This is a genomic window from Succinivibrio dextrinosolvens DSM 3072 (assembly GCF_900167015.1).
GTDB classification, from domain to species: domain Bacteria; phylum Pseudomonadota; class Gammaproteobacteria; order Enterobacterales; family Succinivibrionaceae; genus Succinivibrio; species Succinivibrio dextrinosolvens.
This window is the reverse complement of record NZ_FUXX01000052.1, coordinates 1-16,214: the sequence shown is the minus strand read 5'-3', so window position 1 is coordinate 16,214 and position 16,214 is coordinate 1. Positions and strand designations below refer to the sequence as shown.

Sequence of the window (16,214 nt, the reverse complement as noted above, 5' to 3'; positions counted from 1 at the left end):
TTGTACTTACGAGTCTGACGGGATCTGAAGGGGAGATAAAATCACCAATACAAGGAGGAAGTAAGGCTAAATCATCTTGAATATAGGGTTTGAAAAGATCTTCTTTATCCATAACGATATTACCAATAATATAACTCTTTATATTATTAAGTATAGTATATTAACTTTGTATATCAAGGAAATAGATAAAGTTTTAATATAAAAATATTATCAATAATGTTAATAAAACCACAAAATTTAGGTAAAAATAGAGGGCGACCTTTTTAGTCACCCTCTTTTTTCTAACTAATGCAGACGCCAACACATTTTTTAACGAGAGGATGGCAGCACGCATTATATGAAAGATAAAAAAAACCGGTTATAAACCGGTTTAATCGTAAAGTATGGAATTGGAGATTACATCTCACAAGGTATTTCGAAGGCTGCATGAGGAACATCTGCACACTGGGCACGATTCTTTAAAGCAGCATCCAGCAGTGTGATAGCAAGCATTGCCTCAGCAATAGGAACAGCTCTGATTCCAACACAAGGATCATGACGCCCCTTTGTCACAATTGAAGTGACATTGCCCTCTTTATCAATGGTATTTCCAGGAACAAGAATACTTGAGGTTGGCTTTAAAGCCATCTTCACAATAATCTCCTGACCGGAACTGATTCCACCAAGAATACCGCCGTTATGGTTTGACATGAATTTCTCTGGTGTCAGCTCATCACGAGCTTCAGAGCCTTTCATTCTAGCCATATCAAAGCCATCACCGATCTCAACACCTTTTACAGCGTTAATCCCCATCATTGCATAGGCGATCTGAGCATCAAGTCTGTTGAATACAGGATCACCAAGCCCAACCTTAACACCGTGAGCTCTTACTTCCACACAGGCTCCGACAGAATCACCATCAGTAGCCAGTTCTTTAAAGAGAGCCTTTAAATCGTCAATCTTTGAAGGGTCAGCAAAATTGAACTCATTCTCCAAAGCAGCTTTAGGATCGTAGATATCGGTACTGATATTTCCAATCTGAGTTACACATCCGTCAACAGTAATATTGAAGAGTTTCTTTAATACCTGCTTTGCAACAGCACCTGCTGCAACTCTCATGGCAGTCTCACGAGCTGATGCTCTGCCACCGCCACGATAATCTCTAATGCCGTACTTGGCCAGATAGGTATAATCAGCGTGACCAGGACGGAATGAATTCATAATCGCAGAATAATCGCCTGAACGCTGAGAGGTGTTCTCAATTAGAAGACCTAAAGATGTACCGGTGGTTTTTCCTTCAAAAACACCGGAGATAATCTTTACTTTGTCAGCCTCATTTCTTGGGGTACCGTATCTGGTTGAACCAGGACGTCTTCTGTCTAAATCAGGCTGAATAACGCTTTCATCAAGTTCAATTAAAGGAGGGACACCATCGATAATTGCAGCAAGAGCCACACCATGACTTTCACCACAGGTTGTAACTCTGAAAATCTCACCGAAAGTATTAGCGGGCATCACAAACCTCTAAAGCAGCCTTTTCGAAAACATCATGATATGCTCTTAACTGCTCAACACCAAGGATAAACACACCAGTGCCGCCACGTTTAAGATCAACAAAATGGAATGGAACTGTTGGGAAGAGATCAACAAGCTGCTCTTCTGAGTTGCCAACCTCCATAATCAGAATACCGTCATCATTCAGATAATCACCGGCTTTTGCAAGAATCTTCTTGGCACAGTCAAGACCATCATCACCAGAGCCTAAGGCAAGATCCGGTTCACAGCGGAATTCATCCGGCATGGTTGCAAGATCATAACTGTCAACATATGGAGGATTTGCCACAATTACATCGTATTTGTCACCTTCTGGAAGGTTTTCAAACAGGTCTGACTTTATAGGGAATACACAGTCTTCAAGTCCGTAGCCTTCAATATTGATATTGGCCACCTCTAAAGCTTCATCAGAAATATCAACTGCATCAACCTCTACATCACGGTCAAAATGAAGAGCAATTGCAATTGCAATACAGGCTGAACCGGTACACATATCTAAAACACGCTGTGGCTGGCTGTCAACATATGGGTCAAAACCAGATTCAATAAGCTCTGCAATAGGAGATCTTGGAATAATCACTCTGTCATCAACGTAGAATTCCTTTCCACAGAAGAATGCTCGATGAGTCAGATAAGGAGTTGGGATACGATTTAAAATTCGCTGACAGGCAATCTTACCGATAAGCTCTCTTTCACTCTTGGTAAGCTTTGAATTAAGTGTTGACTCATCACAAGGAGGCTGAAGATGCATTACAGCCTGAACGATTTCAATTGCTTCGTCCCAGTAATTTGCTGTTCCGTGTCCAACATAGATTGAGTAGCTGGCAAAACAGGAAACCAGGTATCTTACTACATCCTGAACAGTAGTCAGCTCATTGTTGATTGATGATGTAATCTGTTCTGCACTAGGCAGCTCGTCCAATAATGAATGAATGATTGCAATTTCTTGATTATTCTGAAGTTTCGACATATATGTATTTAAAATAGATTGAAAATAAGGTGTATACAGGACTAATTATAACACATCAGAAACATAGTGTTTTTAAAGAGTTTTTTTTACACAATTGCCCGTAACTTGTGCAAAAAAAAAGAAAAAGACGCAAAAAAAAATACCCTCAAAATTTTGAGGGCATCTTTCCTTACATCACCTTAAGCTGATGACTTTTTTATAGAAACTTTTTAATAATGAACAACATCTAAACGATATGCAAGCTCCCCTGCACACTCGTTTATTTCCTTACATATCTTCAGAGATTTTGTATCCATTTTTACTGTAGCCAGAACTCTGCCACAATCAAACTCAAATACCCCACTACCTTCAAGGACAAACTGACCTTTAAAAAAAGAAACTACGTATTTAGCGATTTGTTTAGGAATATACTTCTTAAAAACTCTCATCAGTAATATAACCTTATGTTGATATCTTTCAAAAAAAGCAAATATAAAAAAATTTCACATTTAAATTAAATCCTACAACTTAGATCTTAGTTTAAAGTTATAGGATTTGCTGTGAAAAACACATCAATTATTTATTTAATAACAAGATTTTGTAATTTTTGTGACTTGTTAAATTGTATGAAATCATGTTTCAAATAATGAGACATAACTTACAAGTTAAATTGCAAAATTGTGAGCAAGAAATTTGACGCACCTAGAATAAATAATCTTTTTCATAAGGCGAAACAAATCTCTCGTATTTAGCCCGGACGCCATTATAATCCATTACCAGAGCACATCCAGTGCCAAATTGAGGTGGAATTGTGATTTTTTGATTCAGATCATAGGAAAGTATTTCAACTAGAGGAAGATGAGAAACCAGTATAACGTTATCGTACATATCACAGTTTACATCTATAAAGGAAATCACATTATGAGCATTACCTGCAGGGGTAAGATCAGGGATGTATTCAATCTTGTCCTTAAAGCCTAAGCTGTCAGCTACTATTGAAGCAGTCTGCATGGCTCTGGTTTTAGGAGAACTGTAGATCTTGGTGGCATTGAAGAATTCTTTAAGTTTTGCGCCAACAAGACCAACCTCCTCTTCACCCTGAGAAGATAAAACTCTGTCAGCATTCTCGTATATGGCATCGCCATGTCGTATTACTATAATTTTCATAAGGCACACCAGGAAATCAAATCAGCAGTTAATGTATATTATGCAAGTAAAAAGTATATTACTGATTTATTTTACAACGTAAAAATTGTTATTTTTCAAATTTCTGTCTAAGAAATTAAAATTTTTTCAGTTAAAATATAAATAGTTAAGATTTTTCTTCTGAAAATATTCCCTTCTACAACAGACAAAAGAGAGTTCAGCAGGATAATATGGATTTTAAATATCTGAAAAACTACAGAAATTTAAAGGCTTTCTTTAAGGAGGCCTCATCAGAAGATATTCAATTTATCATTTCAAAACTGACCGAGTTTTATGCTGAAGTAAAAAATAAGGAAGAACAGGCTGAAAAACTTGAAAAAGCCAGAATTCAGTTTTTAAACGGTGTTCTGGATTCTCTGGATAACCATAACTTCACTGTTGAAGATCTCATGGCCCTCAAAAAGACAGGTTCACGCGAGAACAGGAATAAAATGAGACCTCGCTACCTGTACCATGATCTTGATGGCAACGAATGCCTGTGGTCCGGTCAGGGAAAAATTCCTAAAGCCATGCAGCAGGTAATGCAGAGAGACGGAATAACAGATAAGAATCACTACCTGATTAAAGATAGTGACTCATAGATTTAAATTTACAGAATTGAAGCGTTGATATCAATCAGAGCTTTAACCGGATCTGCAGCCTGAGTAATAGGTCTGCCAATCACCAGATAGTCAGAGCCAGCAGCTACAGCCTCAGCAGGTGTCATAATTCTCTTCTGATCACCAACAGATGAACCGGCAGGTCTGATACCTGGAGTTACACAGATAAATGGTGATGGTACATTAGATTTAATTAAGGATACTTCCTGAGCTGATGATACTACACCGTCAAGACCGGATTCCTTTGCAAGCTTAGCAAGTCTGATAACCTGTTCCTTAGGCTCGGCAGAAACACCAATTGAGTTTAACTGAGCAGAATCCATTGAAGTTAGAACAGTCACACCAATCAGATAAGGTCTCTCTCTGTATTTAGATAAGGCTTCAGCTGCAGCACTCATCATTACAGGACCACCTGAGGTGTGAATATCCACAAGCCATACCCCAAGATCAGCAGCTGCCTCACAGGCTCTGCTTACTGTATTAGGAATATCGTGATATTTTAAATCCAGAAAAACCTTAAAGCCTTTATCAACCAGTTTTGCAACAAACTTTGGACCTGCGGTTGTAAATAACTCATTACCAACCTTTAATCTGCATAAATCAGCTGAAACCTTGTCAACAAATTCAAGCGCTTTATTCTCATCGTTATAATCTAAGGCAACAATAACCTTGGATTCAGTCATTATTTAATCTCCATCCAATCCAATCTTAGGTTTTAGGCTTTCCCATTTTCTGCATGAAGGACACTGCCAGAACATGATCTTAGATTCAAATCCGCAGTTAGGACATGAATATCTGTTGCTCAAAGCAATCTGAGCATCAAGAATGCTCTTAATCTGCATAATAGACTCATTGCTTGTTGCATCAGTACCATGTGAGCGTAGCTCAAGCAGAGCAGAAAACAGTTTTAAATTTGATTTGTTCTTGATAAAGGATAAAAGCAGAGCCTCAGCATCCTCTTTACCTGACTGCTGTTCAACAGTTTTTACAAGTTCAACCATTGCCTCTGCAGAATTGGTTCTGTGAACAAGATCCTCCAAAGCGAAACGGTAGTTGGGATCTGCACTGTTAGGAAAGCATTTTTTTAGCTTATCAAGACAGATAACACCTGAATTAGGCTCAATGATACTTACCTCTTTGATAAGCTGACTTGCCTTTAGAAAATTGTTCTGAGATACAAGAATCTCAGCAAGCTCAAGTCTTGCTCTGATACTCTTGTTGCAGCATTCAATAGCCTTGCGGTAGGTTGAAGCTGCGGTATCCTTGTTGCCGTCTAAAAGCTGCTGCTTTGCAAGCTCACAGTAGTACTGGCTGACCTGACGTGACTGTCTTCCCTCAAGAGAAGTTGAATATCTGTTTGCAACCTCAATAGCCTTGGCGTAATCCTGCTCCTTCTCATACACGCTTAAAAGCAGAATGGCAGACTCGTGCTGTAATCTAGGAATATCAACGGTCTTAACCAGAATATCCTCTGCTCTGTCCAGAAGTCCTGCACTGATAAAATCTCGGCTTAATTCAAGTAAGGCGGTCTCTTTTTCTGAGTCATCAATACTCTCATCTGATGACATTTTTTCATGAAGAGCAATTGCCTTATCAACTTCGCCACGCTGACGGAACAGATTACCTAAGGCAAGGGATGATTCAAAAGAAGGATCTTTACTGTTTAGAAAGGCAATAAACTTATCTACAGCTTTTTCCTGTTTATTATTGAGAAGATAATCAAAGCCCTTTAGATAATTGGAATTCTGTTTGTTTTTTATATTCTGCTGTTTCTGTCTTGAGGAGTTATATCCCATGTAATAGCCATAAACAGCAGCGACAGGAAGAAGTAAAAATAGAAGTTCAAACATTTATTCTTTTTCAGTTTTTGACTCATTCAGCTTGTCGACTTCCTTTTTAAGCTTGTTCAGAGCCGATTTGGCTGATTTCTCTCTGAACCAGAGCTTGAGGCAAAGAAGCAGACATGAATAGATGCCCAAAATAAATCCAAAAATAACACCTATAACCAGAACAGATGCTACAGGAATCTCTTTTTGAACAAACAGGAAATCGAACATGACTTTTGCATCATTGGCACTGCCAATTGCCAGGCCGACAACAGCCAGAAATACAAAGACAATAAAATAAAACCAGAACTTAATCATGTCGATCCTCAAAAATTCTTATCAATATAATAACATAAAGCGCAACAAAGCAAATGTTTTTCATTTACCTGATGCGCTCCTGCACTAGTTGCTTCTCTAGTCTTAAGTATGATTATGAATGAAGTGTTATTTAAGAATATTTACACGTTCTCTAAGTTCGACACCAGGCTTGAAATGAACCACTCTACGACGGCTCAGATTAACCTGTTCACCTGTCTTAGGATTGTGTGCAACACGAGGCTCATGAATACGAACTTCAAAACTACCAAAGCCGCGGATCTCGATACGGTCACCGGCTGACAGGGTTTCAATCATGATTTCAAAAATCTCGCGTACAGAATTATCTACTGTAATAGGATTCTGATAAGGAAATTTTTTAGCTAAAGCCTCAATTAGTTCGGCACGTGTCATAATACTCTCCTAACCCGCACAATCATTCTTCACTCTTTAATAATAGCAAGTATTATTTTTTTCTCTATGATTTAAAAGAATAATTTAAAAAAAAGAGAAAATTTTTAGCTGTTTTTTGACGTATAGCTAATTTTAAGTTAAGGAAAAATAAAAAATAAAAAAATTATTGTTTATATTTTAATAAGTTAATTATAGTTTATTCTAATGATAATTTCTAAACTTTTATTAAAAATCAGATAGTTAGTATATTAAACAACAATCCGCTCCAGTCCATTCTCAACAGCTATTTTTAAGCCTTTTCATAAAAGCCATTTCCTTATTCAAAGTCCAAAAGCTTTTTTATGTGTTATAGCATTTTTTTATAACCTGAAATAGAAAAATAGTATTTGAAATAATGCGTGTTTTGTAAAAGAATATACACATAGCGAAATAACGAAGAAATCGTTAATTATTAAAAAAAATAAAATCAAAAATAGAAAATTTTTGAAGGTAAGAAATATGTCTCAGTTAAAAAATACAGCTTCAGTATTTTTCAAAAAACATACAATCCATCATGGCGTAATTCTGAATATGCCCATGTCTATATTCTGTTTTCCCTGTTAAGGAAAACTCAATTCATCAAAAGATTTATTTAATATAAATAGTCACTGCTTAGCAATGCCTGTCAGTAGTTTTTCTGAATCTGGTGTTGTCGCTTAATTAAATAATAAAAACGACAGATGACTCTGTCTGAGTAAAGAGCCAGGCTTTAATCGCTCAAAGATTAAATAGTTTTAAAGATTCATCGCGGGAGAAAAAAATGAATCTTGATATAAAAGAGTACATAGAAAAAGAATTCTATTATCTGCACTCACATCCAGAACTTTCCTATAAGGAAATTGAAACAACAAAGAGACTAAAGGAAGATCTTCAAAGCAATGGAATAAAGGTTCTGCCTTACGAGCTTGATACCGGTGTAGTCGGTGAAATCGGTTCTGGAGATAAAACCGTTGCCATCCGTGCTGATATAGATGCCCTGCCTGTCACTGAGGAGACAACTCTTCCCTACAAGTCTTTAACCCCAGGTGTAATGCATGCCTGCGGACATGACAGCCATGCAGCTCTTGTTCTTGGCGCAGCACTTTTACTAAAACAGCAGGAAGATAAGCTAAAAGGTCGCGTTAAGATTATTTTCCAGCCAGCTGAAGAAGCTCCTGGTGGAGCCCAGAAAATCATTGATGCAGGAGCATTGGATGATGTACAGGCAATTTTCGGAGCTCACAGCTGCCCTCTTTATGAGGTCGGAACTCTGGGACTTACCGGAGGTCCAACTCATGCAGCTGTGGAGAAATTTGAAGTTCACTTTGAAGGCAGTGGCACTCATGCAGCCCATCCAAATCTAGGACAGGACACTATCCTCATTGCATCTCATTTTATTACAGCAGTTCAGAGTATTGTTTCAAGAGAAATTGATCCTATAGATTCTGCCGTGGTTTCCATAACTCATATTCAGGCTGGTACTACCTGGAATGTAATTCCTCAGACAGCCTTTTTAGAAGGCACCATCAGAACTTATACAAAGGATAGCAGAGCTAAAGCTAAAAAGCGTTTTGAAGAAATCGCAAAAGGTGTAGCCGCAACCTTCGGAATCAGGGTAAGCATCAAATGGACAGTTGAGATTCCAGCTACCTTTAATGACTACAAACTGCTTGAACTGGCCCAAAAGACAGCTTTATCCACCGGCTTTAAGGTTGAGGAGGCGCCTCGATCCCTGGGTGGTGAGGATTTTAGTCTGTATCAGGAGAAAATTCCTGGTTTCTTCACTTTGGTAGGAACCGGCAAGTCCTATCCAAATCACAATCCAAAATTCAGTGTTGATCCATCAGCTCTATTCCCGGCAGCTAAATATGTGGCAGAGCTTGCAAAGGCTTATCTGGAGGCAGAGTAATGGAAAACAGTAATAATACAATCATCCGCTTTGAAAATATTTCCAAAGAGTATACCCGTAACGGAGTAACTACCAGAGCTCTGGATGATATCTCCTTTTCCATTGAAAAAGGTGACATCTACGGCCTTATCGGTTCCTCCGGCGCCGGAAAATCAACCCTTCTGCGAATGATCAATGTCCTTGAGACTCCAAGCTCCGGACACGTCTTTGTTAACGGAATTGATGTTAACAGCATCTCTCAGAAACAGCTTTCCCTGGTACGTAAGGATATTGGAATCATTTTCCAGGATTTCAATCTGCTTGAGTCTAAGAGTGTATTTGACAATGTGGCTATACCTCTGTTTTTAAAACATACTCCAAAGCATGAGATTGCAGAACGTGTAACTGAGCTGCTGCGTTTCGTAGGCCTTGAGGATAAGGCTAAAGCCTTTCCTAAGGAACTCTCCGGCGGACAGAAACAGCGTGTTGGTATTGCCAGAGCCCTAGCCACCAATCCTTCAGTACTTTTATGTGATGAGGCTACCTCCGCTCTTGATCCTAATACCACTGAGTCAATTCTTGATCTGCTGCTGAGAGTTAATCAGGAATTAAAGGTAACTATCATTTTCGTTACCCATACCATTCGTGTGATTCAGAAGATCTGCAATAAGGTGGCTATTCTTGATGGAGGAAAGCTGGTAGAACACGGCAGAGTTATTGATGTGTTCTCCAATCCAAAAAGTGATATCGCCAAAAGCTTTGTGCAGACTATCATCCCAAGCAGAATTCCGCAGAAAATCAAGGATGAGCTTAATAAGTATCAGGATTATTACAAGCTTATCCGAATCTATTTCTACGCTGAGAATGCTACAGATGATGTTATCTGGCAGATCAATAACCGTCTGAACGTACATACCAATGTTATGTTCGCTTCTGTCACCGAAATTCAGGGGCTTGTACTATCCATTATCACTCTGCAGATTACAGGCAGCGAGGAAGATTACATAAAGGCTACAGACTATATCCGTTCTAAGAACATAAGCTATGAGGAGATCAGTATATGAACCAGCTTCTTGTAAAAACATTTTCCATTACCTCAGATCAGCTTATTCTCTGTGCCAATCAGACCCTTTATATGGTCTTTGTGTCACTGTTTTTGGGCTCAATAATCGGCTTTATTCTTGCCTTTATTCTGGTTTTGACAAAAAAGAACGGACTTAAAGAGAATCGGGTGGTGTTTACCATTACCAGTACTGTTATCAACTGCCTGCGCTCTATTCCTTTTGTGATTCTGCTGGTGTTCATTCTTCCGGTAACCAAAGCTATCGTAGGAACCAGAATTGGAACTACAGCTGCGCTGGTGCCACTGATTACCTTTATCAGCCCATATCTTGCCAGACTTTTTGAGAATTCGCTTTTAGAGGTTAAATCAGGAATTATTGATGCGGCCAAGGCAATGGGGGCAAATACCCTGCAGATTATCTTTTATTTCTGGCTGCCTGAGGCTAAAGGCTCGCTGATTCTTTCAATTACCATCGGAGCCATTTCTCTTTTAGGCGCAACTGCTATGGCAGGTGTTATCGGTGCCGGCGGAATCGGAGATCTTGCCCTGACCTACGGCTATGAAAGAATGAATTCACCTCTGATGCTTTTCACTGTGATAGTTCTGATTATTTTCGTACAGGCTATTCAGTCCATCGGAAACTATTTTGCAAAGAAATCTAAACGTATATAAAACATATTATGGAGTTAATTATGAAAAAGTTAGTAATCGCTACACTGCTGTCCTCAGCACTGATATCATCTGCTTTTGCTTTTGATAAAGATCATTCCACTCTGACCTTCAGTAAGTCTCAGGGACCATACTCTGAGCTGTTCATCTCAGGTGTTCAGCCAATTCTGGAGAAACAGGGCTATACTGTCAAAGGGATTGACCTATCAGATCTTCTTCAGGCAGATTTAGCTTTAAATGAAGGTGAGGTGGATTTCAACGTTGAGCAGCACACCGCATATCTTGAGAATTTCAATAAAACTCAGGATGGGCACCTTGTACCGCTGACACCTATTCCTACAGTACCAGCAGGTATTTATCCAGGAGCAAAAAAAGATTTAACCGAGATAAAGGATGGAGACACCATCGCTGTACCAAATGACGCCTCAAACACTGCAAGAGCCTATAACATTCTTCAGAAGATTGGCTGGATTAAGCTAGATCCTAAAGTTGAGCCATCAAAGGTTACAAAACTGGATATTGTTGAAAATCCATTCAACCTTGAATTTGTCGAGATGAAATCTCTGAATATTCCTGCAGTGGCTTCAGACTTTGCCTATGTCGTTATCACTGGTTCTGTTGTATATAACGCTAAGGTACCACCAGAGTCTGTTCTGGCACAGGAAGATATTGCACCACACCTGCTGCTTCAGCTGGTTGTTCAGGAAAAGAATAAGGATGCAGTCTGGGCTAAGGATATCAAGGATGCCTATCAGTCAGAGGAATTTGCAAAATACATTAAGGAAAACAATACCGGATTGTGGTATGTTCCTGAGTACAAGTAGCATCTGCTAGAAAAAACAGCAGTATCTTTAAAGGTACTGCTGCTCATTCTGATAATTAGACTGGCTGTCCCAAAATAACAGATACTAGAATACAGCTATTGTATAATCCGCTTCAAAAATCGCACCTGAAGCCAGTTTCTGCTCTTTGTATTTCTGCTCAAGACTGCCATCAAAGCCCTTGTCGTCAGCTCTGCCGATCCAAGGCTCAAGACAGATGAATGGAGCATTCTTCTTAGTTGCAGACCAGATTCCAAATGAAGGGAAACCTTTTGCATCAAGAGTAATGTAAGGAGTCTTGTCGCTGTAGCATAAAGATACCTTATCTACCTCGTATTCATCAAAGATCAGAGCATCATTGTCAAACATGCTCTCTTTAATCCTGTAATAACCGTTATCTGTAGCAAGCTTATATACAGAACTGTTATCAACAGTACCTTCTGCAGGATCAAGAAGCTTATAGGATACAGCTGATTTACCTTCAAAATGAAGATAATAATCTTCTTTAGAATCAGAAGTACCTAAAGCAGGAACATTGAATGCAGGATGGCCTCCAATTGAGAAATACATTGTATCAGAGCCAGTATTTACAACCTTCCAGAAAACTCTAACCTTGTTATCTTCAATCTTGTGCTTAATAATCAGTTCAAAATCAAAAGGATAGACCTTAAAAGTTTCAGAATTAGACTTTAGTGAAAATACAATCTCGTTATCAGTCTTTGAAACAAGAGTAAAATCCATATCACGAGCAAAGCCGTGCTGTCCTAAAGAATACTGCTTTCCCTGATAGGTGTAGGTGTTGTTTCTTACCTTTCCAACAATTGGAAAGAGTACAGGAGCATGACGTCCCCAGAATGTTTTATCTGCATTCCATAGAACCTCACGTCCATTCTTTTTATCAAATACAGAAGAGAGCTGTGCTCCTGACTTATCAACACCGATTTTTAAAAATTCGTTCTCAATATATTCCATACGATAGTCCTTATTTTATTTGTCTGAATTATTTTGCATCATTTACAGAAAAAAATGAATTACTAATAGATAATCGATAGATCTTTGCATTTATGATGCACAGAAAAAACAAAACCCGTTACCAGATTTATCCGATAACGGGTCGTATAAATAAGAGCACGAAATCAATCAGTGCTCAAATCTATAATTACTGCTTGTTTGCAGCAGCGAAAGCAGCTGCCATAGCAGTAGTTGTAGGCTCAGCAGCCTGCTGATTTACAGACTCTAAAGCTTCCTTCTCCTCAGCCTCGTCCTTAGCACGAACTGATAGAGAAATCTGGCGGGTCTTACGATCAACGCTTACGAACTTAGCCTCGATTACATCGCCTTCCTTAGCAACAGTGGTAGCATCCTCAACACGATCACGTGATAGGTCAGCTGCCTTGATGTAGCCAGTGATGCCATCAGCTAACTCTAGGGTAACGCCACGTGCATCAACAGCAATAACCTTGCCTGATACAATAGCACCCTTACGGTGAGCTGAAACGTAATCTGCAAATGGATCCTCAGAGATCTGCTTTAGACCTAGAGAAATACGCTCTCTCTCTGGATCAACCTGTAGAACAATAGCGGTAATCTCGTCACCCTTCTTGAAGTTGCGAACAGCTTCTTCACCTGACTGCTGCCATGAGATGTCAGATAGGTGAACTAGACCATCGATACCACCATCTAAACCGATGAAAATACCGAAGTCAGTGATTGACTTGATCTTACCGGTTACCTTCTCACCCTTTGAGTGAGACTCAGCAAACTCTACCCATGGATTTGGCTTGCACTGCTTTAAGCCTAATGAAATGCGACGACGCTCTTCATCTAGCTCTAGAACCTTAACCTGAACCTTATCACCTACTGATACAATCTTAGATGGGTGAGTATTCTTGTTGGTCCAATCCATCTCTGAAACGTGAACTAAGCCTTCAACGCCATCAGCGATCTCAACGAAGCAGCCGTAATCAGTTAGGTTGGTTACCTTGCCTTCGATCATTGAGTCAACTGGGAAGCGAGCTGCGATGTTTGCCCATGGATCTTCACCAAGCTGCTTTAAGCCTAGAGATACACGTGAACGATCGCGGTCGAACTTAAGTACCTTAACAGTAACTTCTTCACCAACCTGAACAATCTCTGAAGGGTGCTTTACACGCTTCCATGCCATGTCAGTGATGTGTAGTAAGCCGTCAACACCACCTAAGTCTACGAATGCACCGTAGTCAGTTAAATTCTTAACGATACCGGTTACAGTCTGACCCTCAGCTAGATTTGCAAGTACGCTCTCACGATCTGCTGAATTCTCAGTCTCGATAACAGCACGACGTGAAACAACAACGTTGTTGCGCTTCTGGTCTAACTTGATAACCTTGAACTGCTGCTCTTTGCCTTCGATGTGTGAAGTATCACGTACTGGACGTACATCTACTAATGAGCCTGGTAAGAAAGCACGGATGCCACCTAACTGAACGGTGAAGCCACCCTTAACCTTACCATCAATAACACCGATAACAGTCTCGTTCTTGTTAAATGCGTCTTCAAGCTTGATCCAAGCTTCGTTACGCTTTGCCTTTTCGCGAGATACCTGAGTCTCACCGTCACCTGATTCTACTGACTCTAAAGCTACGTCTACTTCGTCGCCAACCTGAACTTCGATTTCACCCTGAGCATTGTAGAACTGCTCCTCAGGAATAGCAGACTCTGACTTTAGACCAGCGTCTACGATTACGAAGCCGTTGTTAATTGCTACTACAGTAGCCTTGATCATTGAACCAGGACGTGTTTCAACATTCTGTAATGACTCTTCGAAAAGTTGTGCAAATGATTCCATTAAGGTTTCCCAATAAAGCCCCGAAGCATCATGCTTTAGGGGGTTGTAAAAAATATGCCGTCATCCATGACAGCACAACAAAAAAAATCTTTAATTAAATGTCAAACTTTAGTGCAGTCTTTGACATTATGTACTCTGCTGCAGTTCTGAAAACTTCTTCGATATTCATATCTGAAGAATCAATAATCAGTGCATCATCAGCAGGCTTCAGAGGTGCAACAGGACGATTTCTGTCTCTGTCGTCTCTCTCTTTAATCTCTGCAAGAACAGTGTCAAAATCAGCAGTCTTACCTTTAGACTCAAGCTGCAGACATCTGCGCTTTGCTCTTACTTCAGCACTTGCATCAAGGAAAATCTTTACCTGAGCCTTAGGGAACACAACGGTACCCATATCTCTACCATCAGCAACAAGACCAGGTTCCTTTAAGAACTGACGCTGACGATCAAGCAGTGCCTGTCTTACGGATGGATAAGCAGCAACCTTGCTGGCATTATTGCCTGCCTCTTCAGTTCTGATAGCTAATGAAACATCTTCACCACCTAAAAGAACGTGGACACCGTCATCCATACATTCAAATGACAGATTTAATAGCTTGGCTTCCTGAACAACTGACTCCTCATCAAATAGAGCAAGACCAGCCTTGCGAACAGCATAACCTAGAACTCTGTAGATAGCGCCGGAATCAAGTAGATCAAAATCCAAAGCCTCAGCAAGACGACGGGTTAACTCCCCCTTGCCTGCGCCACCAGGGCCATCAACAGTAATTACAATTGCATCTGACATTGAGATCATCCTTAAATCTAAGGTCTGTATTATACATTAAACTTTTGCAAATACCATATAAAAAAGCTTTTTTTAGCATTTTTCGATAAAAAAAGTACCTTTTTAGGTATCTGAACAAATACCGGGTGCTAATTTAGCATTAAATTCTTTGTTTTACTAGCACTAACTACTAGAAAAACAAGTGTTTAAAGGTTTTGTTTAAGTCAAAAGACAAAATCTGTTATTAGTGTATGGGTAAATTAAGCACGAACATGTCCAAAGTGATATTTAATGTTACTTTGTAATGGTGATATCAGAGCATAAAGATGTTATACTGCACTGCATTGAAGATTACCAAAAAGAAAAGGCTGAAAATACAGCCTTATATATTTGAAATTCTATAGGAATAACGTTGACTACAAAACTTGTTCAGGGACCAGTAGGAAAACTCCCATCTAAATTCGGTCAGTTTAATATTGTCGTTTTCAAAGAAGATGATTTTCTAGATCACGCAGTTATTTTCAAGGGTGATCTGAGAACCGGCGAACCTGTACTGTGCAGAATACATTCTGAATGTCTGACAGGAGATGCTTTCGGTTCATTAAGATGTGACTGCGGTTTCCAGCTTGAAGCTGCCTTAAGAGCAATTGAAAAGGAAGGCCGAGGTGCTCTTCTTTATATGCGTCAGGAAGGCAGAGGTATCGGTCTTTTCAACAAGATCAGAGCCTATCAGCTTCAGGATCAGGGTGTTGATACCGTGGATGCAAATGTTCGTCTAGGCTTCCCTGCTGATGCCAGAAAGTACGAGGCCTGTTCACAGATTATGAAGAATATGGGATTTGATAAGGTTATTCTTATGACCAACAATCCAGCAAAAATTCATGATATCGAACAGCACGGAATAACAGTTGTAGACAGAAAGCCAATCGAATACGGCAGAAATGAATACAACGAATTCTACCTTGATACCAAAGAGCAGAGAATGGGACATCTGCTTCATCATCAGGATTAACGGTCTATATAATAAGAGGGTGACTAAAAAGGTCGCCCTCTATTTTTACCTAAATTTTGTGGTTTTATTAACATTATTGATAATATTTTTATATTGAAACTTTATCTATTTCCTTGATATACAAAGTTAATATACTATACTTAATAATATAAAGAGTTATATTATTGGTAATATAGTTATGGATAAAGAAGATCTTTTCAAACCCTATATTCAAGATGATTTAGCCTTACTTCCTCCTTGTATTGGTGATTTTATCTCCCCTTCAGATCCCGTCAGACTTGTAAGTACAATTGTTGATAAACTTGATATCT

At 39.3% G+C, this 16,214-nt stretch carries 17 protein-coding genes; 6 read left to right on the top strand and 11 right to left on the bottom strand.

All coding sequences use genetic code 11. From position 1 onward, the window contains the following. Positions 1–396: 396 nt before the first annotated feature. The 4 genes from aroC to sixA all read right to left on the bottom strand — a co-directional run bounded on the left by aroC (position 397) and on the right by sixA (position 3,649). Positions 397–1,494, bottom strand: coding sequence for a chorismate synthase (aroC, locus tag B5D46_RS10645; protein ID WP_078929439.1), 1,098 nt, complete (start codon positions 1,492–1,494; stop codon positions 397–399). Next, on the bottom strand, positions 1,484–2,503 hold the full coding sequence (gene prmB, locus B5D46_RS10640) for a 50S ribosomal protein L3 N(5)-glutamine methyltransferase (protein ID WP_078929438.1): 1,020 nt from the start codon (positions 2,501–2,503) through the stop codon (positions 1,484–1,486). The genes aroC and prmB overlap by 11 nt, the downstream gene beginning before the upstream one ends. Positions 2,504–2,712: 209 nt before the next feature. Further along, entirely contained in the window at positions 2,713–2,931 is a 219-nt protein-coding gene (locus B5D46_RS10635) for a DUF1107 family protein (RefSeq protein ID WP_200805054.1), read from the bottom strand. Positions 2,932–3,184: 253 nt separating this feature from the next. Continuing rightward, on the bottom strand, positions 3,185–3,649 hold the full coding sequence (gene sixA / locus B5D46_RS10630) for a phosphohistidine phosphatase SixA (protein ID WP_051639506.1): 465 nt from the start codon (positions 3,647–3,649) through the stop codon (positions 3,185–3,187). A gap of 209 nt (positions 3,650–3,858) precedes the next feature. Between sixA and B5D46_RS10625 the strand changes: the two genes are divergently transcribed. Continuing rightward, a complete protein-coding gene (locus B5D46_RS10625; RefSeq protein ID WP_078929436.1) occupies positions 3,859–4,269 on the top strand; it encodes an H-NS family histone-like protein in 411 nt (136 codons plus the stop codon). 8 nt (positions 4,270–4,277) lie between these two features. Here B5D46_RS10625 and pyrF read toward each other — a convergent pair whose 3' ends face one another. The 4 genes from pyrF to B5D46_RS10605 form a co-directional block, all read right to left on the bottom strand. Then, the gene (gene pyrF, locus B5D46_RS10620) at positions 4,278–4,970 is read right to left on the bottom strand and encodes an orotidine-5'-phosphate decarboxylase (RefSeq protein ID WP_078929435.1); all 693 of its coding nucleotides are present in this window, start codon (positions 4,968–4,970) and stop codon (positions 4,278–4,280) included. Positions 4,971–4,973: 3 nt separating this feature from the next. Next, positions 4,974–6,137, bottom strand: coding sequence for a tetratricopeptide repeat protein (locus B5D46_RS10615; RefSeq protein WP_078929434.1), 1,164 nt, complete (start codon positions 6,135–6,137; stop codon positions 4,974–4,976). Further along, the gene (locus B5D46_RS10610; protein WP_031492120.1) at positions 6,138–6,431 is read right to left on the bottom strand and encodes a lipopolysaccharide assembly protein LapA domain-containing protein; all 294 of its coding nucleotides are present in this window, start codon (positions 6,429–6,431) and stop codon (positions 6,138–6,140) included. Positions 6,432–6,557: 126 nt separating this feature from the next. After that, a complete protein-coding gene (locus B5D46_RS10605) occupies positions 6,558–6,842 on the bottom strand; it encodes an HU family DNA-binding protein (protein ID WP_031492121.1) in 285 nt (94 codons plus the stop codon). Positions 6,843–7,641: 799 nt separating this feature from the next. Between B5D46_RS10605 and B5D46_RS10600 the strand changes: the two genes are divergently transcribed. Genes B5D46_RS10600 through B5D46_RS10585 form a run of 4 tightly spaced genes read left to right on the top strand, consistent with a single transcriptional unit; the run spans position 7,642 to position 11,304 of the window. Further along, positions 7,642–8,769, top strand: coding sequence for an amidohydrolase (locus B5D46_RS10600; RefSeq protein WP_078929433.1), 1,128 nt, complete (start codon positions 7,642–7,644; stop codon positions 8,767–8,769). Continuing rightward, positions 8,769–9,812: a methionine ABC transporter ATP-binding protein gene (locus tag B5D46_RS10595; protein ID WP_143675668.1), complete on the top strand. Its 1,044-nt coding sequence runs from the start codon at positions 8,769–8,771 to the stop codon at positions 9,810–9,812. Before B5D46_RS10600 ends, B5D46_RS10595 begins: the two co-directional genes overlap by 1 nt. Continuing rightward, complete coding sequence (locus B5D46_RS10590) at positions 9,809–10,483, top strand: methionine ABC transporter permease (RefSeq protein WP_078929432.1); 675 nt, start codon at positions 9,809–9,811, stop codon at positions 10,481–10,483. Before B5D46_RS10595 ends, B5D46_RS10590 begins: the two co-directional genes overlap by 4 nt. A gap of 20 nt (positions 10,484–10,503) precedes the next feature. After that, complete coding sequence (locus B5D46_RS10585) at positions 10,504–11,304, top strand: MetQ/NlpA family ABC transporter substrate-binding protein (RefSeq protein ID WP_078929431.1); 801 nt, start codon at positions 10,504–10,506, stop codon at positions 11,302–11,304. 84 nt (positions 11,305–11,388) lie between these two features. Here the strand turns inward: B5D46_RS10585 and B5D46_RS10580 are convergent, their stop codons facing one another. From B5D46_RS10580 to cmk, 3 genes are all read right to left on the bottom strand, one after another. After that, on the bottom strand, positions 11,389–12,273 hold the full coding sequence (locus B5D46_RS10580; protein ID WP_078929430.1) for an aldose 1-epimerase family protein: 885 nt from the start codon (positions 12,271–12,273) through the stop codon (positions 11,389–11,391). Positions 12,274–12,460: 187 nt separating this feature from the next. Continuing rightward, positions 12,461–14,128 (bottom strand): 30S ribosomal protein S1, encoded by a 1,668-nt coding sequence (rpsA, locus tag B5D46_RS10575; RefSeq protein WP_078929429.1) that lies wholly within the window; start codon positions 14,126–14,128, stop codon positions 12,461–12,463. A 94-nt stretch (positions 14,129–14,222) separates the two neighbouring features. Beyond that, positions 14,223–14,912: a (d)CMP kinase gene (cmk, locus tag B5D46_RS10570; RefSeq protein WP_037972642.1), complete on the bottom strand. Its 690-nt coding sequence runs from the start codon at positions 14,910–14,912 to the stop codon at positions 14,223–14,225. Positions 14,913–15,303: 391 nt separating this feature from the next. Between cmk and ribA the strand changes: the two genes are divergently transcribed. Continuing rightward, positions 15,304–15,903, top strand: a complete 600-nt coding sequence (gene ribA / locus B5D46_RS10565) for a GTP cyclohydrolase II (protein ID WP_031492875.1) — start codon at positions 15,304–15,306, stop codon at positions 15,901–15,903. Positions 15,904–16,214: the final 311 nt, after the last annotated feature.